Origin of the sequence: Bacillus sp. FSL R9-9497 (assembly GCF_038005805.1) — a bacterium.
In the GTDB taxonomy this organism is placed as follows: domain Bacteria; phylum Bacillota; class Bacilli; order Bacillales; family Bacillaceae_G; genus Bacillus_A; species Bacillus_A cereus.
This window is the reverse complement of record NZ_JBBOTY010000001.1, coordinates 3678824-3698209: the sequence shown is the minus strand read 5'-3', so window position 1 is coordinate 3698209 and position 19386 is coordinate 3678824. Positions and strand designations below refer to the sequence as shown.

Here is a 19386-nt window from a genome sequence, read left to right as displayed (position 1 = left end):
AGATGATAGGCTACTGCTGGAAGTGCAAGGCTCTCTGTAAAGAGATGAAGAGATAGTCCGGACTATAGAGATGGAAAATCTATAGATAGTGCCAGAAACAACTCCAGGTGGTCGTGCGTTGAAATTCTATTCAACTGTCCGTCTTGAAGTGCGTCGTGCGGAGCAATTAAAGCAAGGTAACGACATCGTTGGTAATAAAACAAAAGTAAAAGTAGTAAAAAATAAAGTAGCACCACCATTCCGTGTTGCGGAAGTTGATATTATGTACGGAGAAGGTATTTCAAGAGAAGGTGAAATCTTGGATATGGCTTCTGAGCTTGATATTGTTCAAAAGAGCGGTGCTTGGTATTCTTATAATGAAGAACGCCTAGGACAAGGTCGTGAAAATTCGAAGCAGTTCTTAAAAGAAAATACAGATTTAAGAGAAGAAATTGCCTTCTTTATTCGTGAGCATCACGGAATTAGTGAAGATTCTGGTGCTGAGGGCGCAGAAGATTCAACTCTTCTTGATTAAAAAAATAAAAGACACGGCCTCGTGTCTTTTATTTTTTTATCTACTATTAAGGAGCATAATACTATAGATAAAAATATTTTTTTACTTCAAATGGGTTGTGTAAAGAGGGATATTTTAATATTTTAAGGAAAAGAAATAGGAATTACTAAGGTTTTCCAGTATAGTAGGCTCCTTACTTTTTAAATTTAGGTCACATTCAAGGCTGAAGGTAAAGAAAGTAAAAGTAGACAACGCTTGACAATGAAAATTACGATAGATACAATGAGAATGTATATTTTTTCTTATATACAATATACTCTTCTCAAGAAGAGAAGTAATATTCGGAGTAAGGTTTAAATCTTACCGAAATAATAATATGACATTTTAATTGTGAAATGAAGAAAGTCCCTTAAAAAAGCGGGACGACGGTCTTTGCTGTATGTTGTAATTCAATGTACATGCCGACAGTCTTTTTTCATTCATAGCAAGGGGAGGTGAAATCATGACGAGTACAGTTTGGATACTCATCTCCATTTTGCTTGCAACAGTCGGTGCAGTTGTTGGCTTTTTTGTTCGAAAGTCTATTGCTGAAGCGAAGATTAATGGTGCGGCTAATGAAGCGAGACGTATTTTAGACGAAGCGAATCGTGATGCTGAAGCACTTAAGAAAGAAGCGCTTTTAGAAGCAAAGGATGAAATTCATACACTTCGTACAGAAGCTGAATTAGAAATTCGTGACCGTAGAAGCGAATTACAAAAACAAGAAAATCGTTTAATGCAAAAAGAAGAGAACCTTGATCGTAAAGACGAAACGCTCGATAAACGCGAGCAACAGTTAGAGAAGAAAGAGGAATCTCTTGTAGCGAGACAACAACAGATTGAAGAGTTGGAAAGCAAAGTGGGAGAGTTAGTTCAAAAGCAACAAACAGAATTAGAGCGCATTTCCAATCTGACACGCGAACAAGCGAAAGCAATTATTCTTGGTAAAGTAGAAAGTGAAGTTTCTCATGAAATCGCTGTTATGGTAAAAGAAAGTGAAGTTCGCGCGAAAGAAGAAGCGGATAAGAAAGCAAAAGAGATTTTATCTCTTGCAATGCAAAGATGTGCAGCTGATCATGTTGCTGAAACAACCGTTTCGGTTGTAAATCTTCCAAATGACGAAATGAAGGGACGTATTATCGGGCGTGAAGGTCGTAATATTCGTACGTTAGAAACGTTAACGGGTATTGACTTAATTATCGATGATACACCAGAGGCGGTAATCCTTTCTGGATTCGACCCAATTCGTCGTGAAACAGCTCGTATCGCTCTTGATAAATTAGTACAGGACGGACGTATTCACCCAGCGCGTATTGAAGAGATGGTCGAAAAATCAAGACGTGAAGTGGACGAGTATATTCGCGAAGTCGGAGAGCAAACAACGTTTGAAGTGGGTGTTCACGGATTACACCCAGATTTAATTAAAATTTTAGGTCGTTTAAAATACCGTACAAGTTATGGTCAAAACGTCTTAAAACACTCTATGGAAGTTGCATATTTAACTGGACTTATGGCAGCAGAGCTTGGCGAGGATGAAAAACTAGCAAGACGTGCTGGTCTATTACATGATATCGGAAAAGCGATTGACCATGAAGTAGAAGGTAGCCACGTTGAAATTGGTGTTGAACTCGCAACGAAATATAAAGAGCATCCTGTAGTTATAAACAGTATCGCATCTCACCATGGTGACACAGAACCAACTTCTATCATTGCAGTTTTAGTTGCAGCAGCAGATGCTTTATCAGCTGCAAGACCGGGAGCTCGTAGTGAAACACTTGAAAACTATATTCGTCGTCTTGAAAAGTTAGAAGAGATTTCAGAGTCTTATGAAGGCGTTGAAAAATCATTTGCAATTCAAGCAGGACGTGAAGTTCGTATTTTGGTAAAACCAGATACAATCGATGACTTAGAAGCTCATCGTTTAGCTCGTGATATCCGAAAACGTATTGAAAATGAACTGGATTACCCAGGACATATTAAAGTAACTGTTATTCGTGAAACACGTGCAGTGGAATACGCAAAATAAAGTGGTGAAACACCACTTTATTTTTTTGTGTTGGAATTGGATAAAATAAAGACAGTTAGTTATATAGCATAAAAGTGAAACAAACTTATAATAAAGATATTATAAGGAATTTACTTGATGCTATAGCAATAAAAAATGCAGTACATAGAAAGGGTAAGACATATGAGAATATTATTTGTTGGGGATGTAGTAGGATCTCCTGGTAGAGGTATGATTCAACAATACGTACCGGCATTAAAGAAAAAATATACACCTACAGTAACAATCATTAATGGAGAAAATGCAGCAGGTGGCCGTGGGATTACAGAAAAAATATATCGAAACTTTTTAGAGTGTGGGGCGCAGGCAGTTACACTTGGAAACCACGCTTGGGATAATCGTGAAGTATTTGAATTCATCGATGATGCAAAATATCTTGCAAGACCAGCTAACTTCCCAGAAGGAACTCCAGGAAAAGGACTTATCTTTGTGAACTGTAATGGAACAGAAGTTGCAGTTATTAATTTACAAGGACGTACTTTCCTTCCTCCAATTGATTGTCCATTCCGTAAAGTGGATGAATTAATTAATATTGCGAAAAAACGTACGAATATTATATTTGTTGATTTCCATGCGGAGACTACAAGTGAAAAACAAGCGCTAGGTTGGTATGTAGATGGACGTGCTACAGCAGTAGTAGGTACGCATACGCATGTCCCTACAGCGGATAACCGTATTTTACCAAGCGGAACGGCATACATTACAGATGTTGGGATGACAGGGCCGTATGACGGAATATTAGGTATGGACAGAGAAGCAGTATTGAAGAAGTTTTTAACAAACTTACCAGTACGATTTGAAGTAACAAATGGTAGAACGCAATTAAGTGCAGTGTTAATTGATGTGGATCCAAATACAGGAAAAGCAAAGAAAATTGAACGTATTTTAATTAATGACGATCAACCATTTTTTGAGTAAATTTTCGTTAAATTTTAGATGAGTTATTATATTTTAATTTTTTAGAAAAATTACGAAAATTTAGCAGGAATACGCGCCATTCCTCGTGAATATAAGTTAAAGTGAAATAATTGCTAATACTTTTTAAAGAAACGAGGAGGAAACGCGGAATGGAAATATTAAAAGTTAAAGCAACGTCGGTCCCTAATTCTGTAGCTGGTGCACTTGCAGGTGTTATTCGCGAACGCGGAACAGCAGAAATTCAAGCTATTGGTGCAGGTGCATTGAACCAAGCTGTAAAGGCAGTAGCAATCGCAAGAGGATTTGTAGCGCCTAGTGGTTTGGACCTGATTTGTATCCCAGCGTTTACAGATATTATGATTGATGGCGAAGAGCGTACAGCAATAAAATTAATTGTAGAACCTCGTTAAGTTTAAACAACCTGTTTGCAGTATGCAAACAGGTTGTTTTTATAATGGAGGAATGAAAATGAAAATTTTTGATGCTCATTGTGACGTGCTTCTTCAGTTATGGAATGCACAAGGGAAAAGGAATTTTAAAGATGATTCACAATTACATATTACATTTGAACAGTTAAAGAGAAGAAAAGGAAGTATACAATGTTTTGCTATATATGTACCAGAAACAGTGGCATATGAAAACCGATTTGAAGTAGCATTACAAATGGTAGATATTTTTTATAATGAAATTTTATCCCTACAAGGTGTGAAGTTTATTCAGACAAAAGATGATATTAACATATTAAAACAGGACGAGATTGGAGCGATATTAACAATTGAAGGATGCGAAGCAATTGGAAAAGATGCAATGAAATTACGGTTGTTGTATCGCCTAGGAGTACGTTCTTTTGGACTAACATGGAATTATGCCAATCTCTTAGCTGATGGTGCGCTAGAGACACGTGGGGCGGGTTTAACGACTTTTGGTAAACATGTTGTACAAGAACTGAATGCATTACATGTATGGACTGATGTGTCTCATTTGAATGAAAGAAGTTTTTGGGATGTTATAGAGATTGCAAAAAATCCTATTGCTTCCCACTCAAATTGTATGAAACTTTGCGAGCACCCACGTAATTTAAACGATGAACAACTTAAAGCTCTTATAAAGCGAAATGGCATGATTGGTGTCAATTTTGTACCGCAGTTTCTAACAAAAGAAAAACAAGCGAATGTAGCAGATATAGTAAGACATATCGAATATATTTGTTCATTAGGTGGAGAGCGCAATATAGGATTTGGTTCTGATTTTGATGGGATTTTAGAAACAGTTGTAAATGTATCAGCGTATCGAGATTATGAAAATGTAATGAATGAGCTTTGTAAACACTATGCTGCATCTACTGTAGAACGATTTTTATATGATAATTTTGTAGAACATATGAGTTTTTAAATTTCGATTTAAAATTCAGAAAAATCAAAATTAATTCATGTGATTTTATTGCTTTTTTTAAGACCTAATACTAGAATGAAAAACAAAATAGCTTTATACTAAAGATTCAGGGAAATCAGAAGAGGCATAATTTGCGTCCGTTGTAGTTTATTTGCATAAAAAATGCTAAACTATTACTGTAAAAAAATACACTACAATGAATGCAGCCAAAAGGGGTGTAGGAGATGATTAGTCAACTTTCATGGAAAGTTGGAGGCCAACAAGGTGAAGGAATTGAAAGTACAGGAGAAATTTTCTGTATTGCATTAAACCGATTAGGATATTACCTATACGGTTACCGCCACTTCTCATCACGTATAAAAGGCGGCCATACAAATAATAAAATTCGTGTAAGTACAACAGAAGTACGAGCGATCTCAGATGATTTAGATATTTTAATTGCTTTTGACCAAGAAACAATTGATTTTAATTTCCACGAACTACGTCCAGGTGGAATTGTAGTTGCGGATGCGAAATTTAATCCAACAATACCTGACAATACAGATGTAAATCTATATGTGATACCGTTTACAGATATTGCTTCAGAATTAGGCACATCATTAATGAAAAACATGGTTGCTGTTGGAGCATCAAGTGCAGTATTAGGATTAGATGAAACAGCTTATTTAGATGTTGTTGAAGAAATCTTTGGTCGTAAAGGAGAGCAAGTCGTTCAAAAGAATATGGACGCAATTAAACGCGGCTCTCAATATATGAAAGAATTACTAGGTGAGAAAGTAAACATGATGCAGCTTGAAAAAGCTGATGGTAAAAAACGCATGTTTATGATTGGAAACGATGCAATCGCATTTGGTGCGGTAGCTGGTGGTGCTCGTTTTATGTCAGCATACCCAATCACACCTGCATCAGAAATTATGGAATACTTAATTAAAAAATTACCGAAAGTCGGCGGAACAGTAATCCAAACTGAGGATGAAATCGCAGCTTGTACAATGGCAATCGGTGCAAACTATGCTGGTGTTCGTACATTAACGGCATCTGCTGGTCCTGGTCTTTCATTAATGATGGAAGCAATCGGTTTAGCAGGTATTACAGAAACCCCATTAGTAATTGTTGATACACAACGTGGCGGCCCAAGTACAGGATTACCAACGAAACAAGAACAGTCTGACTTAATGGCGATGATTTACGGTACGCATGGTGAAATTCCCAAAATCGTAATGGCGCCAAGTACAGTTGAAGAAGCTTTCTATGACATTGTAGAAGCATTTAACTTATCTGAAGAATATCAAGTTCCTGTTATTTTCTTAACAGATTTACAGCTTTCGTTAGGAAAACAAACAGTAGAACCACTTAAATTAGATAAAGTGGAAATTCGTCGTGGTAAGCTTGATTTAGAAGCAGAATTACCAGAACGTGAAAATAAAGCATACTTCAAGCGTTATGAAGTAACAGAAGACGGCGTTTCACCACGTGTTTTACCTGGTATGAAAAATGGTGTTCACCATGTTACAGGTGTAGAACATGATGAAACTGGAAAACCATCGGAATCAGCAATAAACCGTAAAGATCAAATGGACAAACGTTTCCGTAAAATGGAGAACTTGAAGTTTAATACCCCTGTTTATAAAAATGTTAAGCATGAAGAAGCAGACGTATTGCTTGTTGGATTTAACTCAACTCGTGGTGCGATCGAAGAGGCAATGACGCGTTTAGAACAAGAGGGTATGAAAGTAAACCATGCTCATGTGCGTTTAATTCACCCGTTCCCAACAGCTGAAATCGATCCACTTGTGAAAAAGGCGAAGCGTGTTGTAGTAGTAGAAAACAATGCAACAGGTCAGCTTGCTAACATTATGAAAATGAATCTTGGTAATGGTGAGAAAATTTCTAGTCTTTTAAAATATGATGGAAACCCATTCTTGCCGAAAGAGATTTACAACGAATGCAAAAAAGGGGTTGTATTAAATGGCAACATTTAAGGACTTTCGTAACAGTGTAAAGCCAAACTGGTGCCCAGGTTGCGGAGACTTCTCAGTGCAAGCTGCAATTCAACGTGCGGCAGCTAACGTTGGCCTAAATCCAGATGAACTTGCTGTTATTTCTGGTATCGGCTGTTCAGGCCGTATTTCAGGTTATATTAATTCATATGGTGTGCATAGTATTCATGGTCGTGCCCTTCCAATTGCACAAGGTGTGAAAATGGCAAATCGTGATTTAACAGTTATCGCTTCAGGTGGTGACGGTGATGGATTTGCGATTGGTATGGGTCATACAATCCATTCTATTCGTCGTAATATCGACATTACGTACATCGTAATGGATAACCAAATTTACGGATTAACAAAAGGGCAAACTTCACCACGTAGTGAAGCTGGATTTAAAACGAAAAGCACACCACAAGGTTCAATTGAACCATCACTAAATGTAATGGAAATGGCTTTAACAGCTGGTGCGACATTTGTGGCGCAAAGCTTTTCGAGTGATTTAAAAGAATTAACACAAATTATTGAAGCTGGTATTAACCATAAAGGATTTTCATTAATTAACGTATTTAGCCCATGTGTTACTTACAATAAAGTAAATACTTACGATTGGTTTAAAGAGAACTTAACGAAACTAAGCACAGTAGAGGGATATGATCCATCTAATCGCATGATGGCTATGCAAACTTTAATGGAAAATAACGGTTTAGTAACAGGGTTAATTTATCAAAATACTAAGCAACCATCATATCAAGAACTTGTTAAAGGCTATAGTGAAGAGCCTTTAGTGAAATCTGATTTAAATATGGATCAGAAAATGTTTGATGAGCTTGTTGCTGAATTTATGTAATGTAAGAAAAAAAGGTTGCCGATTTGGCAACCTTTTTTTATGTACAAAATATAGGGTAGCCTTATTTACTTAGAAAATTCAGAATGATAAAATAATATATAAATCGTTGTATGAAAATGGCAAGTTCATTGCTTATGAAATGTAAGGTAATAAAAGGCCTTTGTATTGTTAAGATTGGCGAAACACGTCATACTATGGTAATGTTTATAGGGATAAAGCAATATGCTTTTGGGTAGGACAACAAGAAATGATAAAAAGGGAATGTCTATTTGCGTGGGGAAGACTTCATTCTTATGAATGATTAGATTGATTACTCAAGTTTCAAAGGACAAGTTATCTCTCAAGCTATCTAACCATTTTTGAGGTGAGTCTAAGCGCATTAAAATGGACTATAGAGTGTGTATAGTTAAGGGTGAAAGGAGATTACCGATGAACGAGCAACAACGATTAGCAAGTCAACAAGCAAATTCCTCTACGAAAAAAGAAGAGAAAGATTATAGTAAATACTTTGAAAGTGTATATCAACCACCTTCCTTAAAGGATGCGAAAAAGCGTGGGAAAGAAGAAGTTAAAATTGAACGGGATTTTGGCTTACCTGAAGAGTTTCGCAATTTTGGTACAGGAAGAAAGTTCTATATTCGTACATATGGTTGTCAAATGAATGAGCATGATACGGAAGTAATGGCAGGTATTTTCACAGCACTTGGATATGAACCAACTTTTTCAACTGAGGATGCAGATGTAGTTTTATTAAACACTTGTGCAATTCGTGAAAATGCTGAAAATAAGGTGTTTGGTGAGCTAGGCCATTTAAAGTCACTCAAACGAAGAAATCCAGACCTTTTAATTGGTGTATGTGGTTGTATGTCTCAAGAGGAATCTGTTGTAAATAAAATTATGCAAAAAAATCAGCATGTAGATATGGTATTTGGAACGCATAATATTCATAGATTACCGTACATTCTAAAAGATGCGATGTTCTCGAAAGAGACGGTAGTTGAAGTATGGTCAAAAGAAGGTGACGTAATTGAAAACCTTCCGAAAGTACGTCGTGGTGATATTAAAGCTTGGGTAAATATTATGTATGGCTGTGATAAATTCTGTACGTATTGTATTGTACCGTATACACGCGGAAAAGAGCGAAGTAGACGTCCAGAAGATATTATCCAAGAGATTCGTCATTTAGCTGCAAATGGTTATAAAGAAATTACTTTACTTGGACAAAACGTAAATGCATATGGTAAAGACTTTGAAGATATAGAATACGGTCTTGGCGATTTAATGGACGAACTTCGTAAAGTTGATATTGCCCGTATTCGTTTTACAACGAGCCATCCACGTGATTTCGATGATCACTTAATTGAAGTGCTTGGAAAAGGTGGCAACCTAGTAGAACATATCCATTTACCAGTTCAATCTGGAAGTACAGATATGCTGAAAATTATGGCACGTAAATATTCGCGTGAGCATTATTTAGAACTTGTAAGAAAAATTAAAGAAGCAATTCCAGATGTAGTATTAACAACAGATATTATCGTTGGTTTTCCAAATGAAACAGATGAGCAATTTGAAGAAACGATGTCGTTATATCGTGAAGTAGGGTTTGATACTGCCTTTACATTCATTTATTCTCCTCGCGAAGGTACACCAGCTGCAAAAATGAAAGATAATGTACCGATGGAAGTAAAGAAAGAACGTCTTCAGCGCTTAAATACACTAGTAAATACGTTGGCAATTGAAAAGAATAGTCGTTACAAAGGTCAAATTGTAGAAGTGTTAGTTGATGGGGAAAGTAAAAATAATCCGGAAGTACTTGCAGGTTATACTCGTACGAATAAACTTGTAAACTTCGTCGCTTCAAAATCTTTAATTGGTCAGCTTGTGAAAGTGAAAATAACGGAAGCAAAAACTTGGTCTCTTAACGGGGAATTAGTTGAAGAGCCGATTGAGGTGAAATAATAGATGAAAGTATATTCGAAAGATGACATTGTTGAACAAGCGAAAGAATTAGCAAAAATGATTTCTGAAACAGAAGAAGTTGATTTTTTTAAGAAAGCAGAGGCGCAAATTCATAAAAATGAAAATGTAAAGCGCGCAATCGATGAAATTAAAGCACTGCAAAAACAAGCAGTAAACTTGCAACATTACGGGAAATGGGAAGCTTTAAAAAAGGTAGAAGCTGAAATTGATGCATTGCAAGATAAGTTAGACAGTATTCCAGTCGTACAACAATTTAAATCTTCACAAACATACGTAAATGACTTATTACAGTTAGTTGCTAGTACAATTTCTAACAACGTAACAGATGAAATATTAATTTCAACTGGTGGCGATGTACTAAAGGGTGAAACTGGCGCAGCGGTAGAAAGTAAAAAAGGAAATTGTGGTTGTTAAAGAGATGTCATATTGACATCTCTTTTTTTTTGTGGATTAAACGTAAGTTCTTCTCAAAAAAAGAATGACACATTCCGCTATTGTCACGCATATGATTAAGTGAATAGTGATTGAGGAGGGTTACGAATGTCCGAATTTAGAGAGATTATTACAAAAGCAGTGGTTGGAAAAGGACGTAAGTATACAAAGTCAACGCATACATGTGAATCGAATAATGAGCCAACAAGTATTTTAGGGTGCTGGGTAATTAACCACTCGTACGAAGCAAGAAAGAATGGAAAACATGTGGAAATTGAAGGTTTCTATGATGTGAACACTTGGTATTCATTTGATGGAAATACAAAGACTGAAGTTGTAACAGAACGTGTGAACTATACGGACGAAGTAAGTATTGGTTATCGTGATAAAAACTTTTCTGGTGACGATTTAGAAATTATTGCTCGTGTTATTCAGCCGCCAAATTGTTTAGAAGCACTTGTATCACCAAATGGTAATAAAATTGTTGTAACTGTAGAACGTGAATTTGTAACAGAAGTAGTTGGAGAAACGAAAATTTGTGTAAGTGTAAATCCTGAAGGCTGCGTAGAATCAGATGATGATTTCCAAATTGCTGATGATGAATTTGAAGAATTAGATCCGAACTTTATCGTTGATGCAGAAGAAGAGTAATAGAAAGCTAGGGAGAAGTTCTTCCTAGCTTTTTACTTTACATAAGTGGCGCTGAATGAACATGATTCTTTATGAAATATGTTATAATGAAGAAAGACTCCTGAAATAGGAGATAAGAGTGTCCGTGAAATGCGACATATATGAAAATAGATTATCATGTAAGAATTATGGAGGAAAAGTATGACTCAATATACGCCTATGATACAGCAATATTTAAAGGTTAAGGCAGATTATCAAGATGCCTTTTTATTTTTTCGCTTAGGCGATTTTTATGAAATGTTCTTTGAGGATGCTGTAAAAGCAGCTCATGAACTTGAAATTACATTAACGAGCCGAGATGGCGGTAGTAGTGAACGTATACCAATGTGCGGTGTACCGTATCATGCGGCTAAAAACTATATTGAACAACTTGTTGAAAAAGGATATAAAGTAGCTGTTTGTGAGCAAGTAGAAGATCCGAAAACAGCTAAAGGTGTAGTACGTCGTGAAGTAGTACAATTAATTACGCCAGGAACGATGATGGAAGGGCGTACAATTGATGAGAAAGAAAATAACTTCTTAGCCGCATTAACACATTTTGAAGATGGATCGTATGCATTAGCTTGTAACGACTTAACGACTGGACAAAATACAGTAACGTTATTGACTGGTTCAGTAGAAGATATTTTATTAGAAGTGTATGCAACTGGTTCGAAAGAAATTGTTGTTGATTCTTCATTTTCTAAAGATGAACTAAACAAGTTAACTGAAACATTGAAAATGACGATTTCGTATGAAGATGCAACGGCAATTCCGGAAGGATTAGAACATCTTGTGAAAAATGTTTCACAAGCAAAATTAATTAAAGCAGTTGGACGCTTATTTAACTATGTAATAAGAACACAAAAACGTTCTTTAGATCATTTGCAACCAGTAGAAATTTATTATACGAATCAATTTATGAAAATTGATGTACATTCAAAGCGGAATTTAGAACTGACAGAAACACTTCGAACGAAAGAGAAAACAGGATCACTATTATGGTTATTGGATAAGACGAAAACAGCTATGGGTGGTCGTATGTTAAAACAGTGGATGGAACGTCCACTTATACAGAAAGAAAGAATTGAAGAGCGTTTAGAAATGGTTGAAACGTTTGTAAATGATTACTTCTTACGTGAAGATTTAAAAGAAAAGTTAAAAGAAGTATATGATTTAGAACGCTTAGCAGGAAAAGTTGCATTTGGTAACGTAAATGCAAGAGACTTATTACAATTAAGACGTTCATTGCTGCAAGTACCAGCTATTTTAGAAGCAATTAGTTTGTTAGATAACGCTTATGCATCGAGATTAATTCAAGGTGCAGATCCATGTGAAAGCTTAACAGAATTACTAGGAAGAAGTATTCAAGAAAACCCACCGCTTTCGATTAAAGATGGAGATATTATTAAAGATGGTTATAATGACAAGCTTGATCAATATCGTTACGTTAGTAAAAACGGGAAAACGTGGATTGCTGAGCTTGAAAAAAGAGAACGTGATATTACCGGAATTAAATCATTAAAAATCGGATACAACCGTATTTTCGGTTACTACATTGAAGTAACGAAAGCGAATCTTGCAGCACTTCCAGAAGGTCGCTATGAGCGTAAACAGACGCTTGCTAATGCTGAACGTTTCATTACAGATGAACTGAAAGAAAAAGAAACGTTAATCTTAGAAGCTGAAGAAAAAATTGTACAGCTAGAATACGATTTATTTACAGCACTTCGTGAAGAAGTAAAAGTATTTATTCCGAAATTACAACATTTAGCGAAAGTAATTAGTGAATTAGACGTACTGCAAAGTTTTGCGACAGTTAGTGAAGAAGAACAGTTTGTAAAACCTGTACTGACAACGAAGCGCGAAATCTTTATTAAAGATGGTCGTCATCCTGTTGTTGAAAAAGTATTGAACGGGAAATTGTATGTACCGAATGATTGTATTATGCCAGAGAATATGGATGTCTTTTTAATTACAGGTCCGAACATGTCTGGTAAAAGTACGTATATGAGACAATTAGCACTTGTAACGGTTATGTCGCAAATCGGTTGTTTCGTACCAGCAACAGAAGCAGTATTACCTGTATTTGACCAAATCTTTACGAGAATTGGTGCAGCGGATGATTTAATTTCAGGTCAAAGTACATTTATGGTCGAAATGTTAGAAGCGAAAAATGCAATTGCAAACGCATCAGAAAGAAGTTTAATTTTATTCGATGAAATTGGACGCGGTACATCTACGTATGATGGTATGGCACTTGCACAAGCGATTATTGAACATATTCATGACCAAATTGGTGCAAAAACGTTATTCTCTACGCATTATCACGAATTGACGGTGTTAGAAGAGAGTTTAGATCAACTGAAAAATGTACACGTTTCAGCAATTGAAGAGAATGGAAAAGTAGTATTCCTTCATAAAATTCAAGATGGAGCAGCTGATAAAAGTTACGGAATTCACGTTGCGCAACTTGCGGAGCTTCCAGATAGCCTAATCGCTCGTGCGAAAGAAGTGTTAGCACAGCTAGAAGGACAGGAAGAAATTATTATTCCAAAACGAGTAGAAGTAAAAGTACAAGAAGCTGCTCCAGAACCTGTAGTTGTAAAAGAGGAAATAGCAGAAATACAGGAAACGAAAGTAGAGACTGAAGAAGAATCGCAACTATCTTTCTTTGGAGGAGAACAGTCTTCGAAGAAACAAGAAAAGCCTCTGCTAGATCAAAAAGAAACAGCAGTACTGGCGCAAATTAAAAAAATCGATTTACTTGATATGACACCTTTAGAAGCGATGAACGAATTGTATCGCTTACAGAAAAAGTTAAAGAAAGGATGAGTAAGTAGATGGGGAAAATTCGCAAACTCGATGACCAACTCTCTAACTTAATTGCGGCAGGGGAAGTAGTAGAGCGCCCTGCTTCAGTCGTAAAAGAACTTGTGGAAAATTCTATCGATGCGAATAGTACATCTATTGAAATCCACTTAGAAGAAGCTGGGTTATCGAAAATTCGTATCATTGATAACGGTGATGGTATTGCAGAAGAAGACTGTATCGTCGCTTTTGAACGCCATGCAACGAGTAAAATTAAAGATGAAAACGATCTGTTCCGCATAAGAACACTCGGTTTCCGCGGTGAGGCATTGCCAAGTATTGCCTCAGTTAGTGAATTAGAATTAATTACTAGCACAGGTGATGCGCCTGGTACACACCTTATTATTAAAGGTGGAGACATTATAAAGCAAGAGAAGACTGCGAGCCGAAAAGGAACAGATATTACAGTACAAAACTTATTCTTTAATACACCAGCGCGTCTTAAATATATGAAAACCATTCATACAGAGCTCGGAAATATTACAGATATCGTGTATCGTATTGCAATGTCACATCCAGAGGTATCGTTAAAACTGTTTCATAATGAAAAGAAATTGCTTCATACGTCAGGTAACGGTGATGTAAGACAAGTACTTGCATCGATTTACAGTATTCAAGTTGCGAAGAAGCTTGTTCCAATTGAAGCCGAATCTTTAGACTTTACAATTAAAGGCTATGTAACATTACCAGAAGTAACGAGAGCATCTCGTAATTATATGTCAACGATTGTAAATGGTCGTTACGTTCGAAACTTTGTATTAATGAAAGCAATTCAGCAAGGATACCATACATTACTGCCAGTTGGCCGGTATCCAATTGGTTTCTTATCGATTGAAATGGATCCAATGCTAGTTGACGTTAACGTACATCCAGCGAAGTTAGAAGTTCGTTTTAGTAAAGAACAAGAATTGCTAAAGCTGATCGAAGAAACATTGCAAGCTGCATTTAAAAAAATACAGCTTATTCCAGATGCAGGTGTAACAACGAAGAAAAAAGAAAAAGACGAAAGTGTGCAAGAACAGTTCCAGTTTGAGCATGCGAAGCCGAAAGAACCATCTATGCCGGACATCATTTTACCGACTGGCATGGATGCAAAACAAGAAGAACCGCAGACTGTGAAACAGCCAGCGCAGCTTTGGCAACCACCGAAGCAAGAATGGCAACCACCACAGTCGCTCGTGAGAGAAGAACAAAGTTGGCAACCATCCACTAAACCGATAATCGAAGAACCAATTCAAGAAGAGAAATCGTGGGACAGTAATGAAGAGGACTTTGAACTAGAGGAATTAGAAGAAGAAGTTCGGGAAATAAAAGAGATTGAAATGAACGGGAATGACTTACCACCGCTTTATCCAATTGGACAAATGCATGGAACATATATTTTCGCTCAAAATGATAAAGGCTTATATATGATTGACCAGCATGCTGCGCAGGAACGTATTAATTATGAATACTTCCGTGATAAAGTAGGAAGGGTAGCGCAAGAAGTACAAGAGTTACTTGTACCGTACCGTATTGATCTATCTCTTACTGAATTTTTACGTGTCGAAGAACAGTTAGAAGAACTAAAAAAAGTCGGGCTATTTTTAGAACAATTCGGCCATCAATCCTTTATCGTCCGCTCGCATCCAACGTGGTTCCCGAAAGGACAAGAAACAGAAATTATCGATGAAATGATGGAGCAAGTTGTTAAACTAAAAAAAGTTGATATTAAGAAGTTACGTGAAGAAGCAGCTATCATGATGAGCTGTAAAGCATCCATTAAAGCAAATCAATATTTAACGAACGATCAAATATTTGCTTTACTGGAAGAACTTCGTACAACAACAAACCCATACACATGCCCACACGGAAGACCGATTCTTGTGCATCATTCTACTTATGAGTTGGAGAAGATGTTTAAGAGGGTTATGTAGAGTGAATAGATTACATTTCAAAAGGGAGCAACATTTACTGTTGCTCCCTTTTAATATGTAGATTTAATAGTTAAACGAGAATATGCTGAAGTAATTTTACAGTTTATTTCTTGGTTGCATTAGCTTAAATTTATCTATGTATAAAAAAGCGCTGTATACAGCACTTTTTAAAAGGTGCATGAATTGTATAATAAAGATTTCTACATTACTAACCAAATAATTATGGATGGTTAAATGTTGCTTCTTATTTGGCTAATTGTTATAAGGATCTATACAATTACTTATTTTGATTATTATTGATTTTTTCAGTGTATAGAACTTGCTCTTTATAGTGCTTCTTAATTGGGAAGTTATGTGTATCTGTACCGTTCTTGAATTTTTTGTCAATGGGGTTCTTTAGAGGAACTGTTGTAGTTTCAGTAAATTCATATGGGTAATTTATTTTAGATTTATCTTCAAACATGAAAATGCCTCCTTTTAGGATCTCCTAAATTCTTTACTATAACATGATATGCATATAGATATTTTTTGGACTAGTTATTTATATAGGTTAATGGAATTTAATTACATAACTACTGAAACATTTTAAAGGAAAACAATTTAAGAAAGAAATGGTATGAATAGCTGTTGGCTCCTATTGTTGTTTTTTTGTTTGATAGTACAGTGAATTATGCATATAAATTCAATATAGATTGTTTTTATAATATGGTTTATATGGGGTTTTCTTGATAATATAATGTGGAATATTATAGTGTTATTAGGTTATTAGGAACATTTAATGCTGTTTCATAACTGAAAGGGAATTGAAAAAAAACTGAAACTTTTCTCATAAAAATTCAATCTAACTTGAAAAATGAAAGGAAAATGAAATTTTCCAAAAGATATTCTTTGTTAAGATAAAAAGCATACATACAAAAAGCATTGACATATCTTAAAAATTTATTTTCAAGATATAGTGGGGGAAAAGATGAGATTAGAAAAACAATTAATAAAAAAGATGTATTATGAAACGTTCCTAATGGAGAATGAAACAAAACCAACTCTTGACGTACTTGGACAAGCTTATGTAAACGAAGAAAAAAATGAGATTTCTGATGGGTCTTATATTCGTTTTGCGCAAGGTGAATTTTATTATCGTTATCAAGATTTTGAAGCAGCTATTTTTAAATGGGAGAAGGTTAGTAATGAATTAGCACCATGGGCACAAAAAAATATTGCGGATGCTTATTTCGAACTTAATCAATTACCAGATGCTGAAAATATTTATACTTCCATTACTACTGATAATAAAATATTGATGACCGAAATTAGACTACAATTACTTTCTCTTTACATTGAGCAAAATAATTTTGACTCAGCTTTCGGTGTTATTAAAGAAGCAGTTTCTTTAAATCCTGATTATCCGAATGTCACAAAAATTGCCCGTTCCTTTTATGAGGAACAGCAAGATTTTGATAGTGCAGTAGAGCTTGCTGTGAATGAGTTAATTCGAATAGAATCGTATCCTTGGTTTGAGGTGTTAAAAGGATATATCGATAAAGGGTTTACTAAACATATTTCACCAGACTATTTTTATGATGCATTAGCTACATTAAATAATGTAGATCAAGTACAATTTACACAAATGGTTTCATCACTTTGGAACAGTTATAAAGATGAACCAAATTATTTATTATGGCTTAATACAATAAATGAATTTTTCTTACATATTGAAATACATTCGTCCGATATATGGAACAAAGTTTCTGCTCTTTACGAAGAAACGTACTTTGCATTAATTCAAGGTCAATATACGCTTAGACAATTAGACGATATCATACCAAATCTGTTAGCAAACTGGTTAAAGGTAGTCAATCCATCTTATGCTGTATTTCCATCTGCAGCTGTATTGGCATGGGATGAGATTTTCCCTTCCAAAATAGATTCAGCAAATATAGAACATGCGGAAAACTTACTGTCACATTCTATTAATCATGTAAATGGCTTAGAGTACAGCTTACACCTTTTTGAATCTATTACACAGTGGGCACAAAAGCAGAATATAGAAATAGGTCACCGATTTAAGTGGTTAGTTGACGAGCTCGCAGATTTAAGAACAAATCGTATTTTAGTAACGGGAACTTCAGGAAACGGAAAAACTACATTTATTAACTCTATATTAGGAGAAAATATATTAGAAAAATCAATTTCAAATGTAGTAGTTTTAAAAAATGATGCTCATATAGAAATAAACGCTATAACAGACTCAGCAATTACAACAACGGAAGATATCACTGATTACCATAATATGATGTCTCAGCACCATCAAACATATAGAGATAGAGCGTGTGTTGAATTTAAATTACCATGCAGATTTTTAAATGAAAATAAACTTACATTTGTAGTGACACCTGGCTTTAATAGAAATAACGACACTAGAGATGAGATATTCGAATATTTAAATTCTGTAGACGAATTACTATTCGTATTGAATGCGGATTCACCTTTTACTGATAAAGAACGTGATATTCTATTAAGTATTCAAGAACATACGCCAAATTTACAAATTCATTTCTTATTAAATAAAATCGATAACATTTACAGTGAAGCAGAAGTGAAAAGGGTATTACATGATACGGCAACGAGAATAAATACATATTTCCCGTATGCGAGAATTTTCCCTTATTCCTCGTTATATACAAGTAGTCAACAATTAAATGGTCTAATCGAGTTTATTCATTTTAACTTTAATCATAAAAATATCGATGCAGAACGTACTGAAAAGTTATTATTTTTCATTCGAAAAACAATTACATATCTTTTGGATAAACGTGTTGAGAAAGAAAATAATCTGGTGGATGCTATTAATTGGAATGAAGATATGCTAGTGAAACTAAACGGTAGCATTAATAACCTTACTGCATTTGAGAGGGAAAAAATTCATTTCATTACACAATCATATCGTTCAATGAAGACTGAAATTACAAATGATCTTACCGAAAATATTCCGAAGATATTAAAGAGCTGTTCTAATTTAATTAGTGAAGAAAGTGATTTCGGGCACATGGATACGGAACTAAATAAAGCAATGAATGAAAGAGTGTATAAATATTTAGAACAAACTGTATTACCTAATCTTGCTCTTTCTATGCAAAATTGGATTGCAACTTCTAATAATGAGCTTCTTCAAAGTCAAACGTATTTAGAAGAACTTAGTGAAGGGCTTAATTCACTATTTGGAGAAAATAGAATACAGTTAGAATGTGACTTTAAAGTGCTTGATGACTGGCGCAGAGATACTGACAGGATGACGACTAAAATACAAATGGATGAAGTAAATATTTTACGTCGATTTACGCCAGCACAATTTTTACTGAAAAGTGCCGGTAAATTATTTGGAGTTCTTCCTAAAAATAAATCTATGCTATATAACAAATATAAACAGTATGTAGAAAATGAAGATTATACTGAAGTAACGGCTTCTATTATGAAGAAATTTTTCTTGCAATTTGAGCTGTTTGAAAACACACAAGAGCGAGATATTAATATATTCTTTAGGAATCCCTTTAACTCCTTAAAGCAGGCTGTAGAAAACACGCATTTAGAAATACAAGAAAAACAAGAGATGTTACATAAGATGAAATCAAATCCTGAAATCTATCATGATTCTATCATGCTCTTTGAATTGAGATTGCGTCAATGTGAAGTAATTTTAAATATAGGTGATGATAATACCTATACGGATGTAGCTTTAGAAACAAGCGTAGAATAAAAGTAAACACATCAGATTTTGTATA

The 19386-nt window shown here is 35.2% G+C and carries 13 protein-coding genes and 1 pseudogene; 13 read left to right on the top strand and 1 reads right to left on the bottom strand.

The genetic code is table 11. From position 1 onward, the window contains the following. Nucleotides 1-91: 91 nt before the first annotated feature. From MKY21_RS18925 to mutL, 12 genes and pseudogenes are all read left to right on the top strand, one after another. Nucleotides 92-514, top strand: a pseudogene (locus MKY21_RS18925) (recombinase RecA); the annotation flags it as partial. A 481-nt stretch (nt 515-995) separates the two neighbouring features. Continuing rightward, nucleotides 996-2558: a ribonuclease Y gene (gene rny / locus MKY21_RS18920; protein ID WP_000204911.1), complete on the top strand. Its 1563-nt coding sequence runs from the start codon at nt 996-998 to the stop codon at nt 2556-2558. Between the two features lie 162 nt (nt 2559-2720). Continuing rightward, entirely contained in the window at nt 2721-3515 is a 795-nt protein-coding gene (locus MKY21_RS18915) for a TIGR00282 family metallophosphoesterase (protein WP_001221095.1), read from the top strand. Between the two features lie 149 nt (nt 3516-3664). Further along, nucleotides 3665-3925: a stage V sporulation protein SpoVS gene (gene spoVS, locus MKY21_RS18910; protein WP_000404341.1), complete on the top strand. Its 261-nt coding sequence runs from the start codon at nt 3665-3667 to the stop codon at nt 3923-3925. A 58-nt stretch (nt 3926-3983) separates the two neighbouring features. Further along, nucleotides 3984-4907: a dipeptidase gene (locus tag MKY21_RS18905; protein WP_242319448.1), complete on the top strand. Its 924-nt coding sequence runs from the start codon at nt 3984-3986 to the stop codon at nt 4905-4907. A 224-nt stretch (nt 4908-5131) separates the two neighbouring features. Next, nucleotides 5132-6889 (top strand): 2-oxoacid:acceptor oxidoreductase subunit alpha, encoded by a 1758-nt coding sequence (locus MKY21_RS18900; RefSeq protein ID WP_000625417.1) that lies wholly within the window; start codon nt 5132-5134, stop codon nt 6887-6889. Further along, nucleotides 6876-7742 (top strand): 2-oxoacid:ferredoxin oxidoreductase subunit beta, encoded by an 867-nt coding sequence (locus MKY21_RS18895; RefSeq protein ID WP_000190155.1) that lies wholly within the window; start codon nt 6876-6878, stop codon nt 7740-7742. Before MKY21_RS18900 ends, MKY21_RS18895 begins: the two co-directional genes overlap by 14 nt. 429 nt (nt 7743-8171) lie before the next feature. Then, nucleotides 8172-9701 carry a tRNA (N6-isopentenyl adenosine(37)-C2)-methylthiotransferase MiaB gene (gene miaB, locus MKY21_RS18890; RefSeq protein ID WP_001005388.1) on the top strand — a complete coding sequence of 510 codons (1530 nt, stop codon included), beginning with the start codon at nt 8172-8174 and terminating at the stop codon, nt 9699-9701. 3 nt (nt 9702-9704) lie between these two features. After that, nucleotides 9705-10136, top strand: a complete 432-nt coding sequence (locus MKY21_RS18885; protein ID WP_000870461.1) for a RicAFT regulatory complex protein RicA family protein — start codon at nt 9705-9707, stop codon at nt 10134-10136. Between the two features lie 126 nt (nt 10137-10262). After that, nucleotides 10263-10805, top strand: coding sequence for an outer spore coat protein CotE (gene cotE / locus MKY21_RS18880; RefSeq protein ID WP_001288799.1), 543 nt, complete (start codon nt 10263-10265; stop codon nt 10803-10805). A gap of 180 nt (nt 10806-10985) precedes the next feature. Further along, complete coding sequence (mutS, locus tag MKY21_RS18875; RefSeq protein WP_000196027.1) at nt 10986-13658, top strand: DNA mismatch repair protein MutS; 2673 nt, start codon at nt 10986-10988, stop codon at nt 13656-13658. 8 nt (nt 13659-13666) lie between these two features. After that, nucleotides 13667-15610, top strand: a complete 1944-nt coding sequence (mutL, locus tag MKY21_RS18870; protein ID WP_000516456.1) for a DNA mismatch repair endonuclease MutL — start codon at nt 13667-13669, stop codon at nt 15608-15610. A gap of 277 nt (nt 15611-15887) precedes the next feature. Here mutL and MKY21_RS18865 read toward each other — a convergent pair whose 3' ends face one another. Continuing rightward, on the bottom strand, nt 15888-16073 hold the full coding sequence (locus MKY21_RS18865) for a hypothetical protein (protein ID WP_000461136.1): 186 nt from the start codon (nt 16071-16073) through the stop codon (nt 15888-15890). A gap of 504 nt (nt 16074-16577) precedes the next feature. Here MKY21_RS18865 and MKY21_RS18860 point away from each other — a divergent pair. Beyond that, nucleotides 16578-19361 (top strand): dynamin family protein, encoded by a 2784-nt coding sequence (locus MKY21_RS18860; protein WP_341077152.1) that lies wholly within the window; start codon nt 16578-16580, stop codon nt 19359-19361. The last annotated feature ends 25 nt before the right edge of the window (nt 19362-19386 follow it).